At 57.3% G+C, this 24,907-nt stretch carries 20 protein-coding genes and 1 pseudogene; 9 read left to right on the forward strand and 12 right to left on the reverse strand.

Going from position 1 to position 24,907, the window contains the following annotated elements; translation table 11 throughout:
- Positions 1–71 precede the first annotated feature (71 nt).
- The 3 genes and pseudogenes from DKW72_RS09520 to DKW72_RS09530 form a co-directional block, all read left to right on the forward strand.
- A complete protein-coding gene (locus tag DKW72_RS09520) occupies positions 72–404 on the forward strand; it encodes a putative signal transducing protein (protein ID WP_111642127.1) in 333 nt (110 codons plus the stop codon).
- A 172-nt stretch (positions 405–576) separates the two neighbouring features.
- Complete coding sequence (locus DKW72_RS09525; RefSeq protein ID WP_111642128.1) at positions 577–2,766, forward strand: YCF48-related protein; 2,190 nt, start codon at positions 577–579, stop codon at positions 2,764–2,766.
- Between the two features lie 45 nt (positions 2,767–2,811).
- Positions 2,812–4,017 (forward strand): annotated as a pseudogene (locus DKW72_RS09530) (NAD(P)/FAD-dependent oxidoreductase); the annotation flags it as partial.
- Positions 4,018–4,389: 372 nt separating this feature from the next.
- On the opposite strand, the gene DKW72_RS09535 reads toward DKW72_RS09530, so the two are convergent.
- Complete coding sequence (locus DKW72_RS09535; protein WP_111642130.1) at positions 4,390–5,931, reverse strand: Ig-like domain-containing protein; 1,542 nt, start codon at positions 5,929–5,931, stop codon at positions 4,390–4,392.
- 1,070 nt (positions 5,932–7,001) lie between these two features.
- On the opposite strand from DKW72_RS09535, the gene DKW72_RS09540 reads away from it, so the two are divergent.
- Positions 7,002–7,487, forward strand: a complete 486-nt coding sequence (locus tag DKW72_RS09540) for a hypothetical protein (protein ID WP_111642131.1) — start codon at positions 7,002–7,004, stop codon at positions 7,485–7,487.
- Positions 7,488–7,648: 161 nt separating this feature from the next.
- On the opposite strand, the gene DKW72_RS09545 is transcribed toward DKW72_RS09540, so the two are convergent.
- Together DKW72_RS09545 and DKW72_RS09550 are read right to left on the reverse strand one after the other, a co-directional pair.
- A complete protein-coding gene (locus DKW72_RS09545; RefSeq protein ID WP_111642132.1) occupies positions 7,649–9,094 on the reverse strand; it encodes a sensor domain-containing diguanylate cyclase in 1,446 nt (481 codons plus the stop codon).
- A 206-nt stretch (positions 9,095–9,300) separates the two neighbouring features.
- Positions 9,301–11,706 carry a WD40 repeat domain-containing protein gene (locus DKW72_RS09550; protein WP_111642133.1) on the reverse strand — a complete coding sequence of 802 codons (2,406 nt, stop codon included), beginning with the start codon at positions 11,704–11,706 and terminating at the stop codon, positions 9,301–9,303.
- A gap of 301 nt (positions 11,707–12,007) precedes the next feature.
- Between DKW72_RS09550 and DKW72_RS09555 the strand changes: the two genes are divergently transcribed.
- From DKW72_RS09555 to DKW72_RS09565, 4 genes are all read left to right on the forward strand, one after another.
- A complete protein-coding gene (locus DKW72_RS09555; protein WP_111642134.1) occupies positions 12,008–12,400 on the forward strand; it encodes a DUF1801 domain-containing protein in 393 nt (130 codons plus the stop codon).
- A gap of 230 nt (positions 12,401–12,630) precedes the next feature.
- Entirely contained in the window at positions 12,631–12,963 is a 333-nt protein-coding gene (locus DKW72_RS16385) for a hypothetical protein (protein ID WP_157960450.1), read from the forward strand.
- Positions 12,964–13,034: 71 nt separating this feature from the next.
- Complete coding sequence (locus DKW72_RS09560) at positions 13,035–13,694, forward strand: porin family protein (protein WP_111642135.1); 660 nt, start codon at positions 13,035–13,037, stop codon at positions 13,692–13,694.
- 181 nt (positions 13,695–13,875) lie between these two features.
- Positions 13,876–14,700 carry a glycoside hydrolase family 11 protein gene (locus tag DKW72_RS09565; protein ID WP_198411296.1) on the forward strand — a complete coding sequence of 275 codons (825 nt, stop codon included), beginning with the start codon at positions 13,876–13,878 and terminating at the stop codon, positions 14,698–14,700.
- Positions 14,701–14,747: 47 nt separating this feature from the next.
- Here the strand turns inward: DKW72_RS09565 and DKW72_RS09570 are convergent, their stop codons facing one another.
- Genes DKW72_RS09570 through DKW72_RS09585 form a run of 4 tightly spaced genes read right to left on the reverse strand, consistent with a single transcriptional unit; the run spans position 14,748 to position 17,047 of the window.
- Positions 14,748–15,416 (reverse strand): DUF799 domain-containing protein, encoded by a 669-nt coding sequence (locus tag DKW72_RS09570; protein WP_198411297.1) that lies wholly within the window; start codon positions 15,414–15,416, stop codon positions 14,748–14,750.
- The gene (locus tag DKW72_RS09575; protein ID WP_111642137.1) at positions 15,413–15,754 is read right to left on the reverse strand and encodes a DUF4810 domain-containing protein; all 342 of its coding nucleotides are present in this window, start codon (positions 15,752–15,754) and stop codon (positions 15,413–15,415) included. Before DKW72_RS09575 ends, DKW72_RS09570 begins: the two co-directional genes overlap by 4 nt.
- Positions 15,747–16,067 (reverse strand): hypothetical protein, encoded by a 321-nt coding sequence (locus DKW72_RS09580; protein ID WP_111642138.1) that lies wholly within the window; start codon positions 16,065–16,067, stop codon positions 15,747–15,749. Before DKW72_RS09580 ends, DKW72_RS09575 begins: the two co-directional genes overlap by 8 nt.
- Positions 16,064–17,047, reverse strand: a complete 984-nt coding sequence (locus DKW72_RS09585) for a CsgG/HfaB family protein (RefSeq protein ID WP_111642139.1) — start codon at positions 17,045–17,047, stop codon at positions 16,064–16,066. The genes DKW72_RS09580 and DKW72_RS09585 overlap by 4 nt, the downstream gene beginning before the upstream one ends.
- A gap of 335 nt (positions 17,048–17,382) precedes the next feature.
- On the opposite strand from DKW72_RS09585, the gene DKW72_RS09590 reads away from it, so the two are divergent.
- Positions 17,383–18,795 carry a hypothetical protein gene (locus tag DKW72_RS09590; RefSeq protein WP_111642140.1) on the forward strand — a complete coding sequence of 471 codons (1,413 nt, stop codon included), beginning with the start codon at positions 17,383–17,385 and terminating at the stop codon, positions 18,793–18,795.
- 65 nt (positions 18,796–18,860) lie between these two features.
- Here the strand turns inward: DKW72_RS09590 and DKW72_RS09595 are convergent, their stop codons facing one another.
- The 5 genes from DKW72_RS09595 to DKW72_RS09615 all read right to left on the reverse strand — a co-directional run bounded on the left by DKW72_RS09595 (position 18,861) and on the right by DKW72_RS09615 (position 24,879).
- Positions 18,861–19,493 (reverse strand): SDR family oxidoreductase, encoded by a 633-nt coding sequence (locus tag DKW72_RS09595; RefSeq protein ID WP_111642141.1) that lies wholly within the window; start codon positions 19,491–19,493, stop codon positions 18,861–18,863.
- Positions 19,494–19,721: 228 nt separating this feature from the next.
- Complete coding sequence (locus DKW72_RS09600; RefSeq protein ID WP_111642142.1) at positions 19,722–20,255, reverse strand: acyloxyacyl hydrolase; 534 nt, start codon at positions 20,253–20,255, stop codon at positions 19,722–19,724.
- Complete coding sequence (locus DKW72_RS09605; RefSeq protein WP_111642143.1) at positions 20,255–21,007, reverse strand: hypothetical protein; 753 nt, start codon at positions 21,005–21,007, stop codon at positions 20,255–20,257. The genes DKW72_RS09600 and DKW72_RS09605 overlap by 1 nt, the downstream gene beginning before the upstream one ends.
- 76 nt (positions 21,008–21,083) lie before the next feature.
- Positions 21,084–22,025: a response regulator transcription factor gene (locus tag DKW72_RS09610; protein WP_111642144.1), complete on the reverse strand. Its 942-nt coding sequence runs from the start codon at positions 22,023–22,025 to the stop codon at positions 21,084–21,086.
- A 121-nt stretch (positions 22,026–22,146) separates the two neighbouring features.
- Positions 22,147–24,879 (reverse strand): PD40 domain-containing protein, encoded by a 2,733-nt coding sequence (locus DKW72_RS09615; protein ID WP_111642145.1) that lies wholly within the window; start codon positions 24,877–24,879, stop codon positions 22,147–22,149.
- Positions 24,880–24,907 lie beyond the last annotated feature (28 nt).

Below are 24,907 nucleotides of genomic sequence, written 5' to 3' on the forward strand. Positions count from 1 at the left end.
TCGGCGCGACCGTGCGTGGTAATGGGGCACAGATCCAGTGCCCCCGTTCACGATTCATAAGAGAGAGTGTTATGCCCATCCCCGTGTTCGAAGCCTCCAGTACCCTCGAAGCACAAATGATCATCAACCTACTGGATCAACATGACATTGCCGCCGAAATGGACGGCGAATACCTTCAGGGCGGTGTTGGCGAGCTGCAGGCCATGGGGATCGTGCGCGTGCTGGTCAACGAGCGGGACTATGGCGCCGCCCAACGGGTGGTGGAAGACTGGAACGCCCAGCAACCGGAGAGCGAGCCCGGTGCCAACACCGCCCTGCGCTCGTCGTCATGGAATGTCGGGTCACTGATCCTCGGAATGCTTTTGGGGTCGGCCCTGATGCTGATTTTCTGCCACGCCACCTGACAGAGCAAACTGTAAAGCTTCCCGACAGGTCATTGGCAGCTGCCATTATTAAAACTATACTTTTGTCGTCAAATGACACGAGCCCTCGCGCCGCCTCGCTCAGTCATTCGCCGTTTTTAGCTGTTCGGCCGTACAGTCCCAGGCGGGCACCACGTTACCGGAAGGATTAGCCATGCATTCAGGAAAGAAGCTCCCCCTGACCCTCGCACTCCTGTGCTCCATCGGCGTGTTCACCACTGCGTGCAGCAGCGGCGGCTCCGGCAGTGACCCGACCCCTCCTCCGGCCGGAAGCAATGGCAACAGTGAGCCTGGCGATAACGACGAGCCGGGCGATAACGAGCCTGGAGACGATGAGCCGGGGGACGAAGAGCCGGGCGATGATGAACCCGGTGACGACGAGCCCGGTGATGACGAGCCCGGTGACGACGAGCCAGGCAATGATGCGCCGGGTGGTGACGAGCCGGGCGATGATGTGCCGGGTGACGATGAACCCGGTGACGACGAACCCGGGGACGATGAACCCGGTGATGACGAGCCCGGTGATGACGAGCCCGGTGACGACGAGCCAGGGGACGACGAAGAGCCGGGCACCAAGGACCCGGGCGGCATTCCCGACCGGGGCGGCGATCCCGGCCTGCCGCTGTCAAACTGGACCTGGGTCTACCCACAGCCGGTAGGCTACAACCTGAATGCGGTGATGGCGGATGCCAACCGCTTTATCGCTATTGGCAGCCGCGGCTCCCTGCTGAGCTCTCCCGATGGCGAATTGTGGGACGTACAGCACCTGGGCGGCGCCGCCTTGCGGGCCATCAGCTATAACGGCGCGCGCTATGTGGTCGTGGGCGGCGACGCCAGCACGACCTCGGGCGGCATCATCTACTACAGCGATGACGGCGAGACCTGGGAACGCGCAGCCCGCGACCTTCAGACCGGCTCACTCAATGCCGTCACCTGGACCGGGCTCGATTTTATCGCGGCGGGTCTGGAACCCGATACGCACCTGCGCAGCAGCGATGGTGAGACCTGGGACAAAATCACCAGCGGCCCCAGTATCCCGGCCGAAACGCTCGCGGCCTACGGCGGCACGCTAGTGGCCGGCGGCCCAGGAGCCCTGTACCGCAGTCTGGATGGTGGCGACACCTGGAGCGCGGTATTGACCCTCGAAGAGACCTCCGGCAGCTTCTATGCGCTCCAGGCGGACAACGACCAATTTGTCGCGGTCGGCTCCGCCAGTGTGGGCGGATTCAGTACCAGCCCCGATGGCGGCGACTGGAGCACCGAAGAGAACGACACCGCCTATACCACCAACAGCGCCGACGGTCGCTTTACCGCTGTGATCCGCACCGGCGACGACTACTGGCTGACCGACCGCGATGGCCGCGTGCACCGACGAGAAGGCGAACTACCCAACTGGTCTCTCCAGTCAAGCAAGCTCGCCTCTGACCTTAACGGCATCGCACATCTCAATGGCACCTTCCTCACCGTTGGCACCGCCGGGGCACTTTGGCGCAGCGACAACGGCAGCGACTGGGACGACCAGAAAACGGAAAGCATGGATGCCGGCAACGATCTGCGCGCCCTGGCGGCAAACAATGGCGGCCGCCTGGTTGCCGTAGGCGACGAACGGCTCTTCTACTCGGACGATGGCGATAGCTGGAGCGCGGGTACGATCGACAGCGCAGGGTTTTTCAACACCGCCGCCTGGACCGGCTCCTACTACGTCGCAGCAGGCGTTTTTGCAATCGCCTTCAGCACTGACGGCATCGAGTGGACGCGCAGCACCGGTGATATCGCCTACACATTTTCAGCTGTCGCAGGCGGCGGCAATCACTGGCTGGCACTGAAAAGTAACCCCAACAGCCAGGACCCACTGGTCAGCTGTACCCCCGCCAGCTGCGCTACCCTGGATGCCGGGCTCGATAACCTGCGCCAACTGATTCACGACGGCGAACGCTACTGGGTGCTCAATGGCGACGGCTTTGTGCATAACAGCGATGACGGCAACCAGTGGCAACCCGCGGGTCAACCACTGACCGGGAATGCCCGTCTGCTTGCCGCCACCGATGAGATCGTCATCGTGGCCGCCAATACCGACACCCAAAACAACACCCGTTACACCACGGACGGCGGTGTCACCTGGCAGCACGCGAGCTTCCCAAGCAATGTTCAGATCACTGGCGCCAGCCTGACCAGCGACGGCGAAGGCTTCTTCCTCTACGACAACAGCCGCAGCACTCTGTGGCGCAGCAGCGACGGTGCCAGCTGGAGTGCCGAGCGCATGCCCCACTACATCAACAGCCTGGCGCGGGTGGGAGCGCAGGTCTTCATCATCAACCTGAACGGCCACGTCCTGCGCCAGTAGCGGTCGTCAAACTGGTATACTGCCGCGCTCAGCACCGGAACCCACCCTGGCCAGAGGCGTGCAGTGAAGCGTTATGAAGTGATTGTGATTGGCGGCGGCGCCGCCGGCCTGATGTGCGCCGCCACCGCCGGGCAGCGCGGCCGCTCGGTGGCCGTGCTCGACCACGCCAACAAAGTGGGCAAAAAAATCCTCATGTCCGGGGGTGGGCGCTGCAATTTTACCAACTACGACGTTGAGCCAGAAAACTTCCTGTCCGCCAACCCGCACTTCTGCAAATCCGCCCTGAGCCGCTATACCCCCTGGGACTTTATCGCCCTGGTCAGCCGCTACAACCTGGCCTGGCACGAGAAAACCCTGGGGCAACTCTTCTGCGACAACAAAGCCAAAGACATTCTCAACATCCTCTTGGCTGAATGCGAAGCGGGTCAGGTCGACATACGGACCCACTGCAGCATCGAGTCCGTTGCCAAGGCCGACGATGGCGACGGCTTTGTGCTGGCCACCACCCAAGGAGACATCGCCTGCCAGTCCCTGGTGATCGCCACCGGCGGCCTGTCCATCCCCACGATGGGCGCCACCGGCTTTGGCTACGACCTGGCCAAACAATTCGGCCTGCGAATCACCCCCCGCCACGCGGCCCTGGTGCCCTTTACCCTCAAAGGTGAACCGCTTGAGCTGGCCCAGTCCCTGGCGGGCGTCGCCCTGCCCGTGCGCGCCACCTGCAACGGCCAGGCCTTCAGTGAAGCCCTGCTGTTTACCCACAAGGGCCTGAGCGGCCCCGCCACCCTGCAAATCTCCAACTACTGGCAACCCGGCGACACCCTGAAGATCGACTTTATGCCCGGCACCGACCTGGGCCAGCAGGTACGCCACTGGCAACAGCAGGGCCAGAAAAGCGAACTGCGCACCCTGCTCAGCCAGACCCTGCCCAAACGTTTCGTCAGCGCCTGGCTGGAACGCATCAACCTCGACAACAAAGCCCTCGCCCAACTGAGCAATGCCGACATCGACGCCCTGGCCCAAGCCTTCAACCGCTGGCCCTGCACGCCCGCAGGCACCGAGGGCTACCGCACCGCCGAAGTCACCAAAGGCGGCGTCAACACCGATGACGTTTCCTCCAAAACCTTCGAAGCCAAACACACCCCCGGCCTCTACCTGATCGGCGAAGTGCTCGACGTCACCGGCTGGCTCGGCGGCTACAACTTCCAGTGGGCCTGGGCAAGCGGCTGGTGTGCAGGGCAGTACGTGTAAAAACCGCAAGGTAAGCACTTACACACCGGCTCGGCGGGACCTTTCCGTATAACTCCCACAACCGGAAATTCGCCGTTTTGGCCCAGTGCTCTTAGTTCCCGGAGTCTTTATGCTCCCTTTTGTGTTCGGGCTGCCTGAGCAATTCATACACTTTATTGCTTTGTCCGTCGGCTTCACTTTAGTTTTATCATGTGGCGCTGCATTGTGGCTGATTAGACCGTGCCCCAAGAATGCGCCGCACCGGACAAGCCGGTGAAAGCGGCTTTATGCGAAGGAGAGAATGAGCTTCCTTGAAGATTCGTGGGAAGAACACCTCTCTGTTCCAGTACTTCGCTTCTGAAAAATAAACCTGTCCCTTTAATGATTTTATCCCTAGGGAGCCGGTACTGCTTCAGGCTGATAGCGAATTCCCCTTCCGCTCATACCTAGTTGGCCGTACCCGTTGTTTCCCCAACAATAAGCCGCGCCTGCCATGGTAATTCCACAGCTGTGCCCAGAACCTACCGATATCTCTGCCCACTCAAGTCCACCCGCGACCGGCACGGGTACGCTTTCAACCGTAAAGAAGGCTTCTTCGTTGCCGTCGCCGACAGCGCCGGAGTGTTCACCCCAACAGTAGCCGTTGCCCTCCACGGTCACGCCGCAAGCGTGTTTGTTGGCTATTGCAAACGACCGCCACTGGTGCCCTCCGGCAACTAGAGCGGGCTCAATCTGAACGCTTTCAGTGCTGCCAGTGCCGGTTTCACCTCGAGAAGTCCGTCCCACACAGTACCCCTCGCCCTCCGTGGTAATGGCACATGTGTTGCCTGGGCCTACTATTATGCTTGCCCATTGACGTCCAGCACCAACGGCAATCGGCTCGTATTCCGCAGTGCTTTTCCCATTAAAAAGTTCGTAACCGGCGCCGCGTCCCCAGCAGTAAATTTTCTCACTATTACTGAGACCACAGGCGGAAGCTCCGATGCGTTGGGCGACACTGGTGCTGATCCAGGCATAGCCCCCGGAAACCAGCTTCGGGGTGAGCTGTCGAGCGTCGCTGCTTACAATTGACCCCCCTTCGCCCCAGCAGTAGGCGTCGCCATCCATAGAAACACCGCACGTATTGAGATAGCCAGCGGAAACCTCCGACCATTTGATACCACCAGCAACAGGCACAGGCGTTGCCGATGAAGACTCACCGCCGTTGCCCAGCTGGCCAGTGCTTCCCGCGCCCCAGCAGTAGGCGTCCCCGGAGGTGGTAACGCCACATGTCATCTGGCGTCCCGCCGAAACACTCGCCCACTCATGCTCGCCAGAAACCAGTTGCGGCGACGTCACATGCCAACCACTGTCATCGCCATTGCCGAGAGCACCAGCGGTACTACTTCCCCAGCAGTACGCCTTGCCGTCCGGCGTTACCCCGCATGTATGGTAATAACCTGCGCTAATCGACTTTAGCGTCATCCCCTCTTTTTCAACGGATACCTGCGCAGAAGCCGAGATGTTACCGAGTGTAGCGGTTACTACCGTCTGCCCGGCCCCCTCAGCCGTTACCAGTCCTGTCTCATCGACAGTAGCGACCCACACATCCTCACTCGCCCAAGTCACCGACTGATCTGTACGAAGGTCGCCGTCCGCATCGTGCAAAACAGCTGTCAGTGACTGAGTGTCGTCCACCTTCAGGTCAACCCGGTCGACGTTGAGTTCAATCGACGTGATGGGTGCTGGGGCGGGCTCTTCCTCCGGGGGCGTTACAGGGTCTTCATCTTCTGTCGGTAATATAGGCTCCTCATCGATTGGTGAGTCAATTACGTCGCCGTTATGTGACGGGCCTGTTTGCTCACCGTTTCCACCGCCACAAGCGGCAATCGCGAGAGAAAGAATCACAATAATTAGGACGGCGATCATCCGGCTGGTCAGTATCCAACGGTACATATGAACCTCTTGTGATTTTATGCCTGCTTTAGGCAGTCAAATTTGTGACTTTTTGTCCTTTTGCGAACGGGAGCTACTTGCGAGCGCGCCATCGTTGCCCATCTTCCGTTCGCTATTTCCGAAAGCTCTCTTCGACAAACCAGCAGCGAAGAAGCAGCAACTCGGCCGGCGCCGGGGCCACCCAGGAGCTTCCGGAGCGGTAACGCATTCAAAGTTTATATCAGCGATTATTGAGGAAACATCACCCAAAAGAGTGATTTAGCCTTGACTGTGAGTCGTAGCCGACGATTGCGATCGTAACAATGATTGAGGAGAGGAAGTATAAGAGCCCTTTTTCCTGATTCTGTCCAGATCACATTGCACCGATTGTTCTCCGCACTCTTGGCAGGTCTCGATATCGATACTGAAAACCCGCTTGAGGCGTCGCGCCCAGGTCATGGCGAAGAGGCGAAAATCAATATCGATACTAGCTGAAATCTCAGCTCAGGCCTCTGAAGCGGACTGGCAGACTCCTGGCTCCCAAAGTGTCAAAAACCAGACGCAGGTATCGTCAACCCCAAACTCTAAGTGCAAGACCGCCGGAAGTACATTAGTGACGACTGCAAATCATGCGGGATCCGTTGCATTTCGGAAATTGTCGAAGCTCGAGCCGGTAGCCAGCATTCACCAAGCCAAAGCAGAAGACATATTTTTTCGCTGCGCTAGAAACTGAATTCACATCACCTTCACGGACACCATGACGTCGAACAGATTTCCGGTTCACTTGAAATGTTTTTGGCACTGCGGGAGAATGAGCCGGGCTGCCTATTCCACAGTAATCAGGACTCCGAGCACCGATCGAGCATCTATTAAAGAACGCTCAAGGAAGCCGTTAGAGTAATCAGCGTGAGTCAAGCAGAGACGCCAATCTACAATGCGCTTGCAGAATCTTTCTTCGGGACGTTGATAAGCGAGTTTTTGCACCAAATGAAGTTTTGGCTCTCCGGTGAGCGGAGTGTTAGCTACATAGAGCCTTTAAAGTTAAGTAATTATCAACATTTAGGAGTGAGCTAGTGAGGAAGTGTTTGAGTATGGCGATTACTATTTGCGCCAGCATGTATTTTGTAAACTCAGCATCTGCTGATAGCACGGTTGTTGCTGATCAGGCGAAAGGCAACGGCGTAGTTGCTTGCCGCGGTGCCTTAGAGGATGTCGCCAATTTTATAATTGGCGATAGGAGCCACGCATCACACTCGACCTGGAACAGTAACAACCCAGATGGACGCATGTTCACGAGCATGACCTCCAAGCACTACTCTGACGGGGATGGTCATGTCACCATTGTTGCGGCACCGATGAGCGGTGGAAAGTGTGATACAACGTACGTCGAGACGTTCGCCCTGGAGCGCACGTGTATGTCGGCAAGAGAGAGCATATATGGAGACTGGAAATTTACTGGAGAACTGAACGATACAATCGTTCTGGAGAACGAGTCCGGTGCCGCGAATCTATACCTTACGTCCCAAGGTTCTGGAAACATCTGCTTGGTTTCTCGCAGGGAAACCGTGTTTGATTGAGCTAGCAGTAGCTTGGACCCGACCGGCTTCACCGGCATTCCGCCGAAGCTGGCGGGTGGTGTCTCTGGCACCCAATACGTCCGGCTTCTGGGGTTTATTCTCCTATACTATACTGCTGGAAAAGCCAGACTGAAAATTTAGATTCTTGCCATAGGCGATCATCACGAACCATGGCAAGTGACCCTGTCCCTACCCTCATTTTTGGATCGATACAGAGCGCGGTCACAGCGGTCCAGCAACTGTTCCAGATGATCGCCTACGCGGTACTCTGTGACCCCCAGGCTCACGGTTAAGCTCACCCGCTCACGACCAAAATGGAATTCGTGCGCTTTGACGGCCACGCGGATGTTTTCAGCGATGGCCACAGCGCGCTTGGCGTCGCAGTTTTCCAGTAACAGCAGGTATTCTTCACCGCCCCAGCGACACAGGGTATCGGTGTCGCGCACGTGGCGCCCGGCGATCTCGGCGAAAGTCCGGATCACGGTATCACCGTATTGATGACCGAAGGTGTCATTGATGGGCTTAAAGTGGTCGATATCCATGCTCACCAGGCTGAGGGGCTGGTTCTTCCGCTCGGCTACTTTTACCGCGTCAGCAAAGACAAGGTCAAACACCTGGCGGCTGGTCGCGCCGGTGAGTTTGTCCCGGGTGGCCATGTGCTCAAGGCGGCGCTGATACCCGCGCAAGGTGAAGTGGGCGATGACCAATACGAGTACACTGATCGCCAGCGACAGTAAAAGGTTGACCCACAGGGCAGATTCGATGCGTGCGGATACCGGGTCGTTGACTTGCTCCACGATCAGAAACCAATCAAATTCCGGCACCAGGCGGCTGTTCAGATAGATGGTGTCGCCACCCTCGGCATTGTAGGTCACAGAGGCACTGGGGCTGGTCAGAATGCGAGTAAATAGCCGGTCCAGGCCCTCTTTGTTGCGCAGGTGCAAGTCTTCGCTGAAACCACTGCTGCGCAGGGTAATATCGCCCTGGCGATCCACAAAGTAAATCTCTCGGCCATAGCGACGCTGATAACTTTCGATGGTCTTGGCCACTGACTCCATGGCGAGGCCCACGCCGGTAATGCCCACCAACTGGCCGTTATGATCCAGCACCCGGTAGTTGACAAAAATACTCATTCTGCTGCGATCGGCGGTATCTCTGTCGATATTGATCTCGTAGTCGGCCCGGAGCTCTCGCGCCCGAAAATACCAGGCGTCGGCCGGGTCGTCAGGGTCCACTTCTTTCAGGATACCGCTGGGGTGGTAATAGCGGTGAGTCTCGTCTGACACAAAAAACGCCGTGATGGTGCCGTACTTCTGCTGAATTTGGGTCAGGTAGTCCGACATCCGCTGGGGATCCTGCTCGCCATCTCGCATCCAATCCACCACGAAGGTATCGTTGGCCATCACCGAAGAGATCAGCAGTGGCTCAAGCAGGTCCCGCTGAATTTCAGAGTAGATATTGTCGCTGGTGAGCGGCAACATCTCTTCCTCGAGACGCTGCACGGCTGAGTTTTTGGCGACGTAGTAGCTGATCAGGCTCGTAGCGAGGAATCCGGTCAACAGCAGCGCGCTGAGGCCGACAACAAACAGGCGTTTACGATTGAACATGGGAGGGCTGGGCGGTTCCGGCGCTGAAAATCGTCATATTAGAGTAGATTACCCGGTGTTACTAGCCTGAGCCTGACACAAAAGTCATCTTTCTGGTTAAGTTTTCGTCACCCGACGCAACGAAGCGGCTCGCTTGAGCCGCTTCTCGGTTACTCCCGTAACCAGTACGCGTCGAAGGTGACGACGTTGTCGCCGCTACCAAGTTATCAGGGCTGTTCGATCATCACGAAGTTGTCGACGCGCTTACCGTCCATATGGGTAAACTCCCCGCCCGCGTACACCTTATCGTTCGCTATAGAAAGGGCGTAAACAGATCCTTGTCCAAGGATGGTCTCGGATTCGGCATTCCAATCCACCAACGAGCCCGACGTATCGATAGCCCCCAGATAGTAGCGCACCTCCCCATCCAAGCGACTGAAGGTCCCACCCGCATAGACGATGCCCTCCGCCACGGCGAGAGCGAAGACCCTTCCCCCGGGACGAGGATTCCACTCTTTTAGTGCGCCATCGGTGCCAAAAGCGGCCAGATTCCCGTGCAGGAAGCCATTGATACGGTCAAAACTGCCACCCGCATACACGGTGTCGTCCGCCACGGCCAGGCTAAAGACGCTAGCATTGACCCTTGAACTCCAGTCCATTAACCCGCCATCAGTAGCCACGGCGGCCAGACGGTTGCGCGTCACCCCACCAATGTCGACGAAGTCGCCGCCCACATAAACGGCACCGTCCGCCACCGCAAGGGCGTTGACGGTACCACTGGCCGCGGGGTCCCAAGCGCCCAGGGAGCCGTCGATGCCGATAGCGGCCAGACGATTGCGTGTCACGTCACCAATGCGGGTGAACTCTCCACCCGCGTACACGGTATCATCGGCGACGGCGAGCGTTTTGACGGTACCGTTGGCACCGGGATTCCAGGATGTCAGCACGCCGTCGACGCCAATCGCGGCCAGGCGACTGCGCGCCTCACCACCAAGGTCGGTGAACTGTCCCCCGGCATACACGGTGTCTTCGACCACTGCGAGGGTATTGACCACGCTGCTGGCACCGGGGTCCCAGGCCGTCAGTGCCCCATCGGGACCGATAGCCGCCAGATGCCGCCGCGCCTGCCCGCCCACGCTCCCGAAGTGCCCCGCCGCGTAAACCTTACCGTTCGCGGCCGCGAGGGCGGTAACAAGTTTGTCTGTATCGGGACTCCAGGCAGTCAGGGTACCTTCGGCGTCGAAGGCTGCGAGATGATGGCGGGCCTCCCCGGCGATAGTGTCGAATATTCCGCCGACATACACCCTATCGTCCGTCACCGCGAGCGCGTTGACCCTATGATCCGGACCGGGATTCCAGGCTGCCAGCACTCCATCAGTGCCGATAGCCGCCAGATAATGCCTTGCCTCCTCTCCAATATGAAAGAACGCCCCGCCGACGTAGACGACGTCGTCATCTACGACGAGTGTGTGGACCGCGTGGTCGGGCATGGGATTCCAGCCCGTCAATGTGCCGTCGGCACCAATGGCCGCCAGGTTATTGCGCACCTCTCCGTCAGTCGCCCAGGAGGTTCCACCCGTGGGATCGATATGCCTAAAAGCCCCACCAACGTAAACGATGCCATCCGCAACGACGAGCGTATTGACCGAGCCGTTTACGCTGGGATTCCAGTCCGTCAGCTCCCCATCAGCATCTATGGCCGCCAGGCGGTAGCGCTCCTCGTCGCTGACTTGAGTGAAGTCTCCACCTATGTACACCGTACCTTCGGCCACGGTCATGGCGGAGATAGAGCCCCGCATCACATAAGGAACCCACAGGGTCAGCGTACCGTCTGAGCGGATAGCGGCCAGCCGAGGGCGGATTGCCCCGTTGATGCTCATGAACCTCCCGCCCACATAGACGGTATCACCGTCCACGGCAAGGGTACTGACCTGATCGGAGGCCTCAGGACTCCAATCGCCCAATGAGCCGTCCGCGCGGATATGCGCCAGGTTGCGACGCGGTTCGCCACCGACCGCGGTAAACCAGCCGCCAATGTAAAAGCCTCCTTCGCCGTCGGGCGCGACAGCGGAAACACTACCCTCCACAAACGGAAAGGCTCCGGCTTGCCCGGTACGCGCACTCAGCGCCACGCCCCTACCACTACGCACACCGAAACGGGTGAACTCCCCGCCCAGGTAGGCCGTGCCCCCGGCATCATGCGCAATGGCCATGACTGGCCGATTGGGAAGCATGAGATCCGGCCGCGCACCTGCCTCGTTGGAGAGGGCATTGGCACCACTGCCTACAGATTCAAGATAGAACCAGTAGCTTTGACCGTTGGTCAGGCCGCTGACCGTATGGGGCGAGGTGACATCGGACACCATGGTCCCGTCGGGACAGCTCGTGTAATTTGCGACATCACAACCCGGCGCCGTGGTATAGAACAGGTTGTAGCTCGAGGCGCTGGCATCATTCCAGTTGAGCGTGACCCCGCCATGCGCGGCCGTTGCGTCGAGCACCGCCGCCGTGGCATCAATGCCGGGGCCACTGCTTCCGCCATTACCGCCATTACCGCCGTCATTGCCACCACAGGCACCCAAAAACGCGAGTGATGCGCCAACGACCCACAAAATCCTTTTACCGATAGTCATACGTACTCCCATTTCGTCTATTTTTATTAAGCTTAATGAAGATTGAGTCAGAACAGCATTATCATCAAAATCCTTACAAGTGCCATCAAAATTTACATGGCCACAGTTCAAGCCGAGACAGTGTAAGCGCTTACATACTGGAGCCTTCAGGAATCCCGGAGTAGACCTGAAAAATGTGAAATTTCTGTAATGCTCACCCACGTTTCTCATTCAAAAACGCTATAAGACACCTATGACGAGAATGACGGGGCATGATAGATCGGTCGAGGGGGCTTAATCCGCTTTGCAGAAGGAGGGCGACATGAACCTTGAGATACTGAAGTACAACGAGAAACAGGAAGCAGATCACAAAGACGTTTGTGACATACTGGCTAAAGAAATTGATAGCAACCTGCCAGGCGCTGAAAGTAAGATATGGCACTCACACCCCGTTTGGTTCCTCGATGGAAACCCCACTGTCGGATACAGTAAGCAGAAACCTGGTATCCGTCTGATGTTCTGGAGCGGCGCGGATTTTGAGGAGCCCGGCTTGAACGTTCTGGGGAAGAAGTTCAAGGATGCCTCGGTATTTTTTAATAATTGTTCAGACATAAACAGAAGTGACCTTCGGCAATGGCTGAGAAAGGCGCAGGATATTCAGTGGGATTATAAGAATTTAGTCAAGCGCAAAGGACGACTGGAGCGATTGAGATAGCGCATCGCAACTTGTCGTACTTTATGAGTTCGCCTAATCGGAGGTGTCGGTAATTTTCCGCCGCATATCGCGGCAGAATATTGTAGACTTCCAACTGCTTTAGCGACCAAGACGTTTTGGTTTATAGTGACGACCGGTTGCGAAAACGCTGAACACAGCCCGCCCAGGTCATTCGAGCCGAAGAAGCGTCATGGATAGGATTTATTATTTTTATGTGATGGCGATAGAAAATGACAAGAGATAAAAGAATAATCATTGGTATCATTTTTGGTTTTTTTTGTTTTTCAGTTTTTAGCTGGATTCCTGGTCCGGAAGTTAAAGATATAGTAAGAACCACTCTTCTGATAGTTTTGAGCACATTTCTCTATCTGGGGCACTCGTGGTCGCGCTGGGTTATTGGTTCGCTATCAGTCCTGGCGGCAACATTGGGAATATTTTCTCTTCTTTCAACACCTGGCAATATAGCGCAAGCAATCATCCTGGGAATCATGTCGTGCTTTTATTTCTATGCAGCTTTCTATTTGCTAAATCCACGTTTACTAACATCACATTTTAAAGAATGAAATCGAACAATCAGTCGTTACGATAAGCCTGCGAAAGCACGTGCCGACACTCCCTATGTTTCAGCAAATGAATGCGTTTAGTGCTGTTTATCATTGTTGCTTTTTACGAAGCATATAAAACAAAAGGAAAAACCATGAGAAAAAGAGCGTTAGGTTTGATCATTGCGGTATGTTCAGCGCCGGCTACTGCCGACGGCCAACTTTCAGCCGAACTTCTACTGGGTACTGCCGATCAAAAGTCGACGACTACGTTTATGGGAGAATCAGAGTCAACGTCAGGTGACGATCTCTCACTAGGCATTCGGGGCTCGTACCGAGTTAACCAAAACCTAGCCTTGGAAATCGCTTATCACAATTATGGCGAAACGGATGATACCTATATTGACAGCTTTGGAGACACCATTAACAACAAGGTCAGCTCTACAGCATTTAATCTTGGGGTAAAAGGGATGCTTCCGCTGGATAGTGGCATCACTCTGCATGGCCGCATCGGCGTCGGGATCTGGGATGTGGAATTCTGGGGAACCGACTCAGCGTTTCCTGGCGAAGTGTTTACAGCAGATGATAGCGGCAACGATATTTACTATGGCATAGGTTTGCAGTATGACGTTAGCCCTCAGGTGAGTATTGGCGCTGAATATACCATGACGGAGATGGGAGTCTCGGCGGAAGGCATAGCGGTTGACCATGAGGTCAAGAATCTTGCGCTTTCTCTAGGCTTCAGGTTCTAGAATATCAACAGCAAAAACCGGGGCGTTTGCGCCCCGGCGGGTGCAGGCTTTGGCCCTTGATTACTGGATTTGGTTTGTATAACTGCCTCAATCTGTTATAGTCACATTGACTACTGTAATTTTATTGCCCACTCCCTGATTGAGAAGGGCCGGCTGACTTACACCGATGGAGGATAACCGTTTGAGCAATTACTCCCCAATAAAGACTATGGCCGTGCTGGCCATCTTCAGCCTCGCAGGCTGCACAGAGGGCCCGCAGACCCCGGAAGCGACTGGATATGAGGCGCAGGCAGCAGCACCCGGCGCTCTGGACAAGTTTGAAGCCTACACCCAAAGGTTCCCGGAGACGACGGTCATCACCCAAAGCCACGCCACCGGCCATGTGGGCGATTTTTTCTTTACGCACTGGAAAGACGGCGGTTCAGCATCGCTGACGCTGAGCCCAGAGGGTGAATTCAGCGTCAGCTGGGAGGGCGGTGGCTACAATTATGTCGGCGGCCCTGGCTGGCATTACGGTGATGAGGACCGGATGATCGGCTATCGCTTCGATGAAGACAGTGGCGCCAGCTACATTACCCTGTACGGCTGGGGATACGATGAGACCATGCCTACCTCCGATCCGGCTCACTTGGTGGAATATTACGTCCTACAGCGATGGACTTACGATCCCAGTCAGAATGCTGAATACGGAACCACCTTTGTCAGCAATGGCATCGAGTATTCCACCTACCGCTCAGTACGGGATGACAAGCCGTCAATTAACGGGCCATCCACCTTTTACCAATACTGGAGCAAACCCGCTGAGCAGCGGCCACTGGGGGAAGATCACGAGATCATCTTCGCGGATCACGTGAAGGCGTGGGCCGAAACCGGCTGGATTATTCCGGACATGAACAACCTCAATGCCAGCGATGACCCCACCTATCTGGTCATGGCGGTTGAAGTCTTTAACCCCGCCGACGACGGTACCGCATCGGGCCGTGTCTGGGATGCGGCGGCGCAGTAAATTTCAAATGGGTAAGGGCGAGCCATCCCGAGGAACGGGATGGCGCTCTAATTCTCCAGGTAATACTCACCATAGCGTGGGCTGTAAGGCCCTGGCGGAAGCCCAATCCCCTGCCCATTAAATACCTCATTGTGCGCTTGCCGGGTCAACGGCAGGTAGTTGGGTGATGCCCGCTCAATCGCGGCACTCACCGCGGCGGCAATGAGATTCGCCAGCGGATGGCCAGCATTGTTGTTATTTTGGGGCGTGTACTGCAGTTTTTTGCGTGCGGACCAGAGCTCGGCGCCATCGGCATTGACGATGCGGTACTCAAAATCCACTTCGGTGGTCGTGGACACCAACACATAGCGCGATGTCCACTCCCTGATGGTGACATAGAGTATGGCGTCAGCCCTGAACAGCTGAGCCAACTGCTCGGATGGCTGGTTGTGAATTTCCGCCGGTTCGTAATAGCCCTCGTACTCCAGAAGGGTTTTCACCGTGTTGACGGGATAGACGTAGTAGCCAAGTTCCGCCAAACGGAATGGCAGGGTCGCCAGTACGGACGTTGAGGCATGAACGTCCGTCGAATCATTGACCACGGGAACGATCAGGATTGAGCGCGGTTTTGCCGCGTGGAAGTTATCCAACCGATTTTCATCGACGGGGTTTACCGCACAACCCGACAACCAGAGCAGGGCCATAACACTGAGCGTGGCCATTCCTTTGCGGATCATAGTGAGCTCTCCAGGTTCTCGATAAGGGCACTGAGCATCGGGCGACTTTCCGGCCAGGCTTCATACTCCAACCGGTAGAACTTCAGGGCGCTTTCAATATCTCCCCGCTCCAGCATAAAGGTGCCCGCCTCGGCGTAAAGCCCAGGGGCCAACTTTGGCTCGATGACGCTCCCCGAATCAATGAACGCAATGTATTTTGTCAGTGCGTCTTCCCGAAGTCCGGGTTCATGGTAATGAATGAAGAGCGTCTCTTCGTACGGGCCCCAACTGTACAAGGTTTGCGTAGCTGAACAGGCCGCCAACAGCGCCGCGATCGCGACGAGAAGCAGCTTATTCATGGGGACCTACTGTAATGACCCGATTGACGCCTGCGCCCAGGTAGATTCTCTGTTGGTACACGACCGAGCCGTTCGAAACCAACTCAATGACATGGGTTCCGTCGACCAGCTTGAGCAGGTTCTCGCCTTCAAGGTACTGCCCCACCTCACCGTAGGAGACACCATCCACTCTCAATTCATAGCGCTCGGCGGCGCGGTCATGAACATTGAAGGTGAGGCCCGGGCGATCATCAACGGTTTGTGTGGTACGCGTAGGCGATTGCACGCAGCCTGCGAGCAGTAAGAAACTGATTACCAGAATGAAAACTCTCATTGGCCCATCTCCCTCACCTGCAACTCGTCAAGGTTCTTATCCGCGATCGAGCCCGACACAAGACGTCCGTAGGCACCCTGATCCAGTGGATCATCACCAAACAAGCCGACGATCTCCAGCTCGGCGACTTTGTTACCGGGCAAGGTGATAGTCGAGCCTGTGGTCGGCGACCGGACAGATCGCCCTTTGGTCTGGACTTCAAACACCATCCCCGGCCGAACGCCCTGACTGGCTCCGCCGCTGATGAAGATCTGATCTTCTTCCTGAGCCAGGACATCCGCGGTCCAGGGTCGATCGAGGAACAACCCGGTCATCTTGTCGACTGCCGCGACCACAGCCGCGGCGATGGCTTGATCGTTCAAGCTGCCGTCATAGCCCGCAACAGAACCAAAGCCCATGGTGCGTCCGGTTTCCGTTGCAGAGGAGCCCGCCCCGGTGACGGAGGCAAAGACGCGTCCGGTGTTGACGTCGACCAGACGCAAGTCGACGGTTGCTGTGGCTTCCTGACGTTTGGTGGAAGACCAAAAACCGGTCTCACCCGTGGTGGCACGGCCAAATTGGGTCAAGGATCCGATGACCAGGGTATCGACACCGGTCAAATTCATCTCCTGACCCGACAGCTCCGCCTCGCGGGTCAACAGAGCGAGATCGGGGCGTTCGAAAATCAGGTAATTGCCGCTGTTGGTGAGCGACTGCAAAAACATGTCCGTGACTTTGTTACCCAACTCATCGGTAGTACCGGTGCGCAGCAAACTGCGGCCATAGTGGGTTTCATTGGAGATTCGACCCACGGCGATTTTCCTTTTCAGCGCCAGGGAGATCTGCTCCTGCTCGGCATCCCTCGCGGCCTGTTGGGCGACACGCTGCTCTTCAGGGGACATGCCGCTTTCGACTTCGGCCATCTGTGGGGTTTGCGTGGCACAACCGACAATACTGGCAGTCGCCAGCAAGACCGGCAACACGCGTATGAGTAATTTCATTGGGAACTCCTTTTTGTGATTATTGCCAGCTGCCCTGCCCCAGGGCACACGCTGTCTGGGCCAAGCCTACGCTGCGGCTCTGAGTATAGAGGACTTTACGCGGCCGGCATAGAGACCTTATTTACACAGAAATCCGAAGATTTATGATCGTATAAGTCGCCAATTCCGTTGTGAATCAATAGGTCTAGATGGCACGTTATGCGGCGCACAACACGCAGGAACCCTAATAAAGCTTTCAGCGCACTAGGATGTACCATAAAATATAATAAAGACAATAGGTTACACTACCATAGAAAGACGTACCGAAATAAAGTCATTGGTGTCTGGAGGCAGAGGTGTTTTCTTTAAAGCGCAAAGGTGATTATCAGTTACAGCTGACCCGTACCGTAAAGACACCTGGACAGCACAACGTTGAGTTGTATTTGTTTATTCCACCCGATACGGAATTCTCCGCTAAGACCCTGCCTGAGGATCAGTTTTTCTTTGGCTCCGTTTCTCACCGTTTTGGTTTGATGGGGCTGCAGTCCAACGATCGGGCGAGCAAGAGCGACGAATCCTACGCACTCTTGTCCCCGTATTTCGAGCTCACTAACGGCTCATGGCTGTTCCGCTACAAGGCGTCCATGGGTCGGTTGCGGCAGCAGATGCAGAGCGCCGACAACCCCACCGAGTCGATTACGCGCGCCCTGCGGCTGAGCCAGGCATTCGCACAACGCTTGCGCGACACGGTACCCCAACAGGGAAGACAGAAGCGCTATTTTCGCCAGATGGATATCTATTTCTCCTGGTTTGCAGAGCAGTTCTTTCTGGAATGCATGACCTTGGAGTCTTACGTCACGCTCGACGACGAGATCAAACAGAGCCTGACAGACTTTCTTCAGCAGGAAAAGTCCCACCGCAAGGCTCACGACTATGTCCGGGATTTTCAGGGGACACCGACGGCACTCTGGAACCGAATGAGCCTCTATAACCGGTTGCTGGAGTACCCGGCGTCCCTGCGGTCAAAAATCACCGAATTGGGGGCTCACACGCGCAACCTGGTCAAGGCCGGAAGCACCTTGGTGATCATGCTGCTGCTCACCTATGTCCTGTTCAATGCCCGCCACGGCAGTCAGACCCTATCCATCACCTTGTTGTTCGGCATCGCGCTGATGTATGCGGTGCGTGATATGGTGCGAGAAGACATGATCAATGTCATTACGCGTCGGCTGCGCAAGGGAAAGCCCCAATGGCGTGTTCGCTTGCAGATACCCTATATCTGGAAACAAGTGGCTCAGCAGTTGATCTGGGTGGATTATCGCAATCTCTCAGGCTTGTCGCGCCGCGTCGCTGATAACGCGATGCAATCTGCCAAGAGCGACGATGCTCAAGTAATCTGCTACCGTTCGCTCCTCAACCCTGACAAAGCGGCGCTGGAGCACGACGAAATCAGGGAGACAATAACCCTGGACTTTGAAGCGATATGCGAGATGATCAAGGTCAGTCGAGATCGAATGTTTGCTTACTCGAATGATGAGGGCACGGATGATGTAATTCAGACCCATTCGATCGAGCGACAACAGGACTACAACCTACTCCTGGTGACCCGCGAACCCGAAGAAGAGGACGCCAGCGCACAACTCTGGCGATTGCGGCTGGAGCGAAACGGCATTGCTCACTACAAGAGTAAAGACGCCAGCTGGTCCCGACCGGAGAGTGTAAAAAAGCACCGATGGCGAAAATTTCTTCGCCCAAAAAAATGGCGTTAGTAGACGACTCCCCTTCCTGCGTTTGGCGCTTTTCACGATAACCGGTGTGTGTTTATTGCGCACCCTCAACCCAAACACGCACTGATCGGTTGTTCCCCATGAAACAACGGGTAAACCTTACCGAGGGTGCCAGGAGAGTCCAGGCAATGCTCTATGGCCAGAGCGACGTCGGCCCGGGAGATCCACTGGTCATCGGCATTGTCCGGCCACTGGCTGCGTACCCGCCCGGTGGCGTCGTCATCGGTCAGTCGTCCGGGACGCAGAATGGTGTAAGGAACACCGCTGGCCAACAGGTGGTCATCGGCAAGTTTTTTACACACGGTGTAGTGCTTGATCTTTGTCGGACCGGCCTCCGGGTCTTCGGCGCCGCGCGAGCTGACCATCACAAACTGTTTGATCCCCTTGGCTTTGGCGATATCCACCGCTTTGATCGCGCCCCACAGGTCTACCAGGATGGTTTTATCCGGACCGGTTTTGGCACCGGAACCAGCGGTGAAGACGACTTTGTCGCAACCCTCGAACGCGTGGGCAAAGTCTGCTTCAAGGTCGGCGATAACCGGATCCGCGCCCAGTGATCGGACAGCTTCGGCCTGTTGTTTGTTGCGCACCATCGCCTTCGGTTTTTGGTGGTGGTCGGCCAGTTCCTTTACCAGTAGCTGGCCGATCTGCCCGTGGGCACCAATGATCAGGGTGGTCATAGTTTGCTCCTGAGTTGGGTGTGTTTGGTTTGCACTATAGACCCGGGACGCTGGCTCGTCACGTCTGGGAGCACTTTGTCGGATTACGGCTTCGCCTAATCCGACCTACTCAAACATTGGGAGTCTCGCCGGGGACTGGGAGGTGCTTTGTCGGATTACGGCTGCGCCTAATCCGACCTACGTGAGCATTGGCGCTCGGGGCTGTCAATTGACTCTGACCCCATTGAATTAAAGCGGAACGCTGAGTGAAAGCAGGCCGAGGTTGATACCCATATTGGGCGAAGAAATGCGGCCGTTGGAGTAGTGTACATACATAAGACTGAAACGCGCACTTGAATCGGGACTGAACTGCCAACTGAAACGGAGAATGTCCTCGAACTGAAAGTGGGTGGAGAGCAGTCGATGGCCGATACGGGTGTCGCTGACAAAGGCAGCGCCAATGCCGCCTTCGATGTAGAGCGGGCGCTGTTCGCCCGCGATATGCCACTGGAGTACCGGGCTGATACCGTACACCCAGAGGGCATCGCGCTCGTCGTCCACAGGTCTGATGCGCGGCCGGCTGACGGAGTACTCCGCGTACAGGCGTGGAGAGCCCAACCAATTGGGCAGCGTCACCGCGTCATAGGCGCTGCTGCGGTAGGCCAAGCGGACGCCATCGACATCCTCTTTCCAGATTCCCACCCCCAAGTGCAATTCATCGGCTTGGACGGCAAAACTTGTGAGTCCGAGTGCGAGGGGTGCCAACCACCGCACGACGGCCATCAGAAGCGGTACCCAACAGCCAGGTGCGCATAGTGCACGCGGGCAAAGGTGTACAGACTGTCATTGTCCGCTCCCCCATCGAGAATCCGGTAACCGCCGGCGAGGGACCAGTGGCGATCGAGTTGATAGTGGGCCTGCAAGGCAGCGTCAATAGCCCGGCCTTGCGGGGCGCCCGCCCCCTCCACATCCAGTACCAATGACCAGCCGTCGCCCAAGTCGTAGGCACCGTAGAGGTGCAACAGAGGCACTACGCCCACGTCGTCATCCAGCGCGTTCAGGTCACCCTGTGTCAGTTCAACTTTGGCGTCACGCACCAGGAGCGCGCCGCCCACGCCCCAGTCCCAGCGTTCGCTCTGATGAAACAGCCACCGGTAGGTCAGTCGGTAGGTATTGAAGCGGTAGCTGCCCCGGGTCGGGGTATCAGCGGCAAAGGTGCTATCGACAAAGTCCACGGATTCTGCAAACTCCCCAGTGCCGCTGGACTGCAAGGGCGCGAGGTTAAGACGCAGGGAATGGCGATCGTTAAAAGCGTAGTGCACATACAATCGCGCGTAAGGGTCCGGCCCCTCGCCGGTCAAATTGAGCATGTCGTAGCGGGTGCCGCCGTCGTTGGGAATACGCACGTCGTTGCGGGTGAAAGACGCGGCGCCACCCTCCACGGTCACGCTGAGCGGTCGGTGCTGATCCGCCGAGGCAAATGGAACACAGACGACACTGGCAAACGCCAGCAAATAGGGACGAAACGGGGTCATGGGCACTCCTTGTTGACTGTCGGTTCAGTATAGCGAAGCGAACAGTAACCTGGATGCCCGGGTAACAAACTTTTACTTAATTCTGCTGGCTCAACCAGACCGCCAGCGCGCCTTTATCCCCGACCCCCAATTTGCGGTAAGCCCGACTCAGATGGCAGCGAATCGTGGTGGGCGAAACCCCCAGGTCTTTGGCCACTTCTTTGTGGCTTTGGCCTCGGGCATAAGCCCACGCGACCTCAAGTTCACGCTCGCTCAGTGGCATGGCGACTCGCTCCCGAGCGCGCACCAACAGACGGGAACCGGCCGCCTCTGCCTGCAGCTCCAGGGAGGGCGCCTGAAAACAGCCATTACTCCAGAGCGCGGCGGTGACCCGAGCAGGTAGGCGCTGACAGTAGGGGCGCCCCCAGGTCTGCTGCGCAAGCGTTTTGAAATCACCTGATGCGGCGTGGACCACGCCTCGCCGATCTACCAGCGCGGCACTGGCGGCAGCGCGCTCGAGATTGAAACGGTCGTTGTGGTGAGCGGCAAGAAGCAGGTGTTTAGTGATCAGGTTTTTAAAGCGAATCTCGGCCTCGGTAAATGCCCCCTCCGGCCTATCTCTGACCAAGGTGACAAACACATGCAGCCCCGTGGCGGGGTCGGCTTGCATGGTGGACATCATTTGCTGAGCCCGGTATAGGCGCCAGTGCTCATTGTAGGCACGGGAGCTCTCGATATCGGGTACGTCGTTCAGTGTCCAGGTCCGACCCGCATTGCCAAGCACCAGGTCGGCGAACGGATCCTCCTGCTTGACCGGCTCCCAGGTGGCGAAGAGGTTACTGGTCTGATCGAGTACCGTGACCGTGTGCAGGTCACGGTCGTCGCGATCGCCGGCACCCCAAATGGCGAAGTCGAAATCGATATAACGGCGCACTTGCTTGAGCGTCCAGTGCTGAAAATCCTCGGCGGACAGGCGGGCGCTGGCGTCGTGAATGGCGAGCAGAAACTCGCTGATGTTTTCACTGATATCCGTTTCCATGGCGGCTAACACTTTTTAACAAAAACACTTTTAGTATAGTCGAGCGCCACGAGCCTGCCCGGAATAATGATACAGGCGCCAAACCCGGTTGTTTGGCGCCGTCTTCAGCAAAAACCTTACCTTACGGTGACCAGGCCGGTGTGCGCCCTTCAGTGATCAGAATCGGTTCCGGATCGTCGGCATCCAGGTCGAGTCGGTACAGACTATCGTCCTGCTCAAACACCAGCCAGCGTCCGTCCGGTGACCAGCTGGGCGAGCGCCCCGCGCCCAGGGTCTGCTCATCGCCGGTGGCCAGAGCGCGGTGCACCAGCTCGCCGTCTCTCACATACACAATGGCGTTGGCGTCGGGGGCGTACACTGACTCAATAGCGTTGTTCAAACCCGTGCCCTTGCGATCCCGGTTGGCGCCGCTCCGGCTCATGGTATAGAGTCTCGGAGGACCATCTTCGAGGCCATCAACGACATTTTCACGCACCGATAGCATCAGGGTTTCACCGTCGGGCGACCAGGTCGGCCAACGTTCGTGATCCGATGCAGCCACACCGCCACTGATCTGGTTGCCGTCACCGCCGCTGGGCGTGGTGACGTAAATCAGGAAGGGCGTGTGCGCCACATTAGTGACTTTGCGTACATAGGCAATCTCATCCTGAACCGACCATGTGGGCGACTCGGCCATGACATTAGGGTTGTTGGTGAGTCGATGAACCTGGCCAGATCCCAGTTCGATACGCCACAAATCCGCAATGCCGTAAACGCCATCCACATAGGCGAGCTGGTCACCATCCGGCGACCAGGTCGGCGAGGCGTCAAAGTAGGTTACGTTTTTGACGGTCTCGAGGTTACTGCCGTTTGGGTCAACCAGGCGCAGAGCGCCGTCGTGATAGAAGGCGATACGGCCCTCGGGCCCGAGGGAGGGATTGCGATTGCCCTCGAAACTGTTGGCCCCCAGGTTGCGCAACGGCCCTTCGATCACCGGCTGCGCGTTGTCGATAAAGCTGTTGCCCCGGTACTGGCCACCGCTGGCTTCAATCATGGCCACGGGGGTATCGCCATCGTTGCCTTCAAGCCGGGAGTTGAACAGGTAGATATTGGCTTCCACGGCACGCATGATGGTACCGCTCTCGGTGGTATTGTTTTCAAATTCGCTGTCATAGATGCGGATATGGCCACCGTCAATGGTTTCCCCACCGAAAACATCGGGTACGATCCCGGAACTCATCAGGGTCGCGGCGCCGTCGAGGGAGTGGTTGTCGCGAAATATCGAGTGACCGACCCGAATTTCGCCTGCCGGTCGGTGAGGGCCACCCACCCGGGCCGCGCGGCTGAACAGGGCGCCACCGTATTCACCCCTGGCGGTATTGTTTTCAAACAGCGTATCGTAAACCTGGAGCCCACCCTGCCCCCAGACACTGATCGCCGAGCCGCCGCTTTTGGCCGTGTTGTGCCCGTGCCCGGGTGCGCTCTGTTCATTGTCGAGAAACGCCGAGTGGCAGACGCTGGCGGACTCAGCGGAGTGAAGCGCGCCGCCGTAGTTCTGGGCGTTGCCATGCTCAAAGTGTGAGTGAGCCACCAGTAAAGGGCCTTCTGCAAAGATGGCGCCCCCGCGTCCGGTCGCCACCGAGCCAACCCCAGAGCGGTTATTGGTCCGGTTGTTGAAGAAAACACTGTCGTAAACGATCAGTGGCTCCAGGCTGCGGCTGCGCACAGCGCCGCCATAAAAGGAGTCTGGAAAGCTGCGCCGGGGCGAGTTCAAGGAATACCCGTCCCGAAACTCCAACCCAGCCAGGGTGAGCTGCGCCTCACGTGTCAGAAAAATCAGTATCCGTCCACGGTCGCCGCCGCTGAGAGTCGGGCGAGTATCGTCATCGGTCCAGCCAATCAGCACCAGATCGTCGTCGCCTTCGTAGACCAGCTCCTCGTCAGGGGAGTCCACGATAACGGTGATATCGGCGGTAATGCCAATGACCAGTCGACCGTCCTCGGCTTTGTCGTCCGGGTCCGTCAAGGCATCGACCAACTGGGCGCGCGTGGCCGCCAGGTAATGGGGTGTTTCACTGTCGACACTCAGCTCGGTACAGTCGCTGTCCGGGACAAACACCGGATCGAGTACGGTGGTATCGATGATGACCCCGATCGGCTCAATCAGGTTTTCATCGTTAAACCAGTGCACAAAGTTCTCAACCCAATTGGCGACACCCGTGCCCCCGGCGAGCGTCGCGCGCACGGCTTCAATATCAAAGGCCGTACCCTCGGGTACTTCAGCCACAAAGGGATCGCCATGCCAGCCGAGGCGGTTGCCCAGTTCGGTACGGGCGTCCACTTCGTCGAGCTGCGCATTGTCGACCAACTCGGCGACGACGGTACTGAACGGTGTCACGTGGCAGCCTTCCGGGTTGGAGCAATGGGCGCGCAGCTCGCCCTCGTAAGGAGTGCCATTCAACAGACCGCCCTGCGCTTCAACCCAGAATGGGCCCGCGTGCTCCAGGGTCACCTGGTAGTGGCCCTCACCGTCGGTTTCGGCTTCCGCCAAGAGATCACCTGCGGAGGATTTGATCAGCACCGCCGCATTGGCGAGTGGGCCATTCACCACCTGCCCGCTCAGGGTTACCGGGTCAGTAGGTGGCGCGGGATCAGTGGGCGAACCCGGATCGCCGGGATCCGTTGGCTCGTCCGGGTCACTCGGCTCGTCCGGTTCGCTGGGGTCATCCGGGTCGCTGGGGTCATCGTCGGAGGGTTGATCCGTCGGCGGCGTATGGGTATCGCCACTGGGCGTATCGTCGCTGGAACCAGAGCAGCCGAACAGGAATAAGCTGCACAGGAACAGCCAGAGAAAAGAAGTCTGAGTAGAAGTCATTTTGCAAGCCCTCGCACTAGGCCGATCC

Origin of the sequence: Marinimicrobium alkaliphilum (assembly GCF_003259155.1) — a bacterium.
GTDB lineage: Bacteria > Pseudomonadota > Gammaproteobacteria > Pseudomonadales > Cellvibrionaceae > Marinimicrobium_A > Marinimicrobium_A alkaliphilum.